Source organism: Bacillus sp. FG16 (genome assembly GCF_057809515.1).
Map to the genome: position 1 here is coordinate 1 of NZ_JBMDKC010000238.1, position 1,598 is coordinate 1,598.

At 34.9% G+C, this 1,598-nt stretch carries 3 protein-coding genes; all 3 read right to left on the bottom strand.

The window, feature by feature from the left end; genetic code table 11:
• Nucleotides 1-186 precede the first annotated feature (186 nt).
• Genes ACODS7_RS31880 through ACODS7_RS31890 form a run of 3 tightly spaced genes read right to left on the bottom strand, consistent with a single transcriptional unit; the run spans nt 187 to nt 1,521 of the window.
• Nucleotides 187-1,047, bottom strand: a complete 861-nt coding sequence (locus ACODS7_RS31880) for a TraC-like domain-containing protein (protein WP_488828563.1) — start codon at nt 1,045-1,047, stop codon at nt 187-189.
• 13 nt (nt 1,048-1,060) lie between these two features.
• Entirely contained in the window at nt 1,061-1,351 is a 291-nt protein-coding gene (locus ACODS7_RS31885; protein ID WP_097906518.1) for a DUF5592 family protein, read from the bottom strand.
• Between the two features lie 23 nt (nt 1,352-1,374).
• Entirely contained in the window at nt 1,375-1,521 is a 147-nt protein-coding gene (locus ACODS7_RS31890) for a hypothetical protein (RefSeq protein WP_488828565.1), read from the bottom strand.
• Between the last annotated feature and the right edge of the window lie 77 nt (nt 1,522-1,598).

Consider the following 1,598-nt stretch of genomic DNA (forward strand, 5'->3'; position numbering starts at 1 on the left):
TTCCGTGCAATGCACATAAGCTAAAACTTTCCTTGTGGACATCCATCCCAATATATATTATATTTTCCATAGTGGCCTCCTATTATCATAGGGTATAACCCCATTCATGATGTTTGTTTTCATTCATTATTATGGGTTAAAATCCCTGACTTGATAATCTAGGTGGTCACTTCATATTATCTCTCCTTATTTTTTCGAACCAATTTTCGAGTTTTGATTATGCAATTTATATAGAATTTCTATTTTCTTTTCCTCTTCCATTTCTAATAATGGTATGCATCGTTGCAAGTACCTTTTGGAAGAATCCACCCGTTCTTTTACAACAAATTCACTTTCACCATATACAAATAAAAAGTACTCACGATTTGTGCGCCCCCATTCTAAATACTGAAGTTCTTTCAATTTTTGTACGAGGAAACGCTCGTATAATGGATTCTGACATGCTTCAATTTTCTTGAGTAGAAAACGTTGTTGCGGTTCTGTAGAAACGGGAAAGTTCATGGATACAATTTTGATGGACTCTTGATACGATTGGTAATAGTGTGCAAGGTGATAAATCGCAAATTCTGCTTCCTCCTCGTTCAGGGAGTAAATATCTGTTCCCTGGATCTGCAAGATATCTACAAAACCTTGTTCTTCCCGAAATTCAAAAACACCATTTGCTTTGATATCAATAATTGGGATAATCTCTGCAATACTCTTTTTAATATGAGGTGGTTTTTCTTTCTTTTTAGCCTTTTTTACTTTTTTCTCTTTTTCCTTCTTCCCTTGTCTTCCCGAAGCCTCGTCAATCTTCGCTGTTTTTTGTACAATCTCTTGCTTCTTATTTCCTAAATGTTGCATCATATTCTTCTTTGTTTTCTTCACCGGCACGACTTCTTCTCTCAAAGGAGAAACGACAGATTGCGTTTCTTTCTTTTCTTGAAATCCTTTTATTTTCACTACCTCGCCTGGTTTCTTTTCTTGTTTTAGTGGTTGGGGGGAATATTGGGTTTCGCTCTTCTTTTCTACCTGTCTATTCATTTCTTTTTCATTGAATACTGCCATCCCATTTCCTCCTTCAGTCTTGTTCCTGGTCAATTGCACAATACGTAGAACGCTTTCTAGCTAACGCAATGAACAATGCCTCAAACATCCTTTTTTGTGGATTTGTATTTGGACGAACAATCAAAATCACTCCTACTATCAACATAAAAATATAATATGGAATTTGAAACATGGGATGAACCAAAGGTTTCGTTGTCATGGTGAAAACCACAAGTCCAATAATAAAGAGTAAATCAAATAAAAATAATGCTTTGTTAATCTTTAGTTCTGTTCGTATTTCCTTCGGGATATTATAATTTGCCATCTGAATCCCCTCCCAATATACATTTAAATCTGAGCATAGATTGCACTCTCTTTTTCTAGAAACTTTTCAATTACATTCATCATTTTCATGCTTACTTCTTCTGCATCACACCGCTGTTTAAATGCATACAATCCCTCTTGAAAATCAAATCTTTTAGGCGATAACTTCATAAGAGTCTCAATTGGATCTTTATTGGTGTTATGTCAAGAAAATAGACACATGAAACAGAGACATTTAATTCGTTAAG

What these genes read in the sequence shown, in the direction of transcription:
- ACODS7_RS31890 (WP_488828565.1), bottom strand. Translation starts at nt 1,521, where the DNA reads ATGAAGTTATCGCCTAAAAGATTTGATTTTCAAGAGGGATTGTATGCA.
- ACODS7_RS31885 (WP_097906518.1), bottom strand. Translation starts at nt 1,351, where the DNA reads ATGGCAAATTATAATATCCCGAAGGAAATACGAACAGAACTAAAGATT.
- ACODS7_RS31880 (WP_488828563.1), bottom strand. Translation starts at nt 1,047, where the DNA reads ATGGCAGTATTCAATGAAAAAGAAATGAATAGACAGGTAGAAAAGAAG.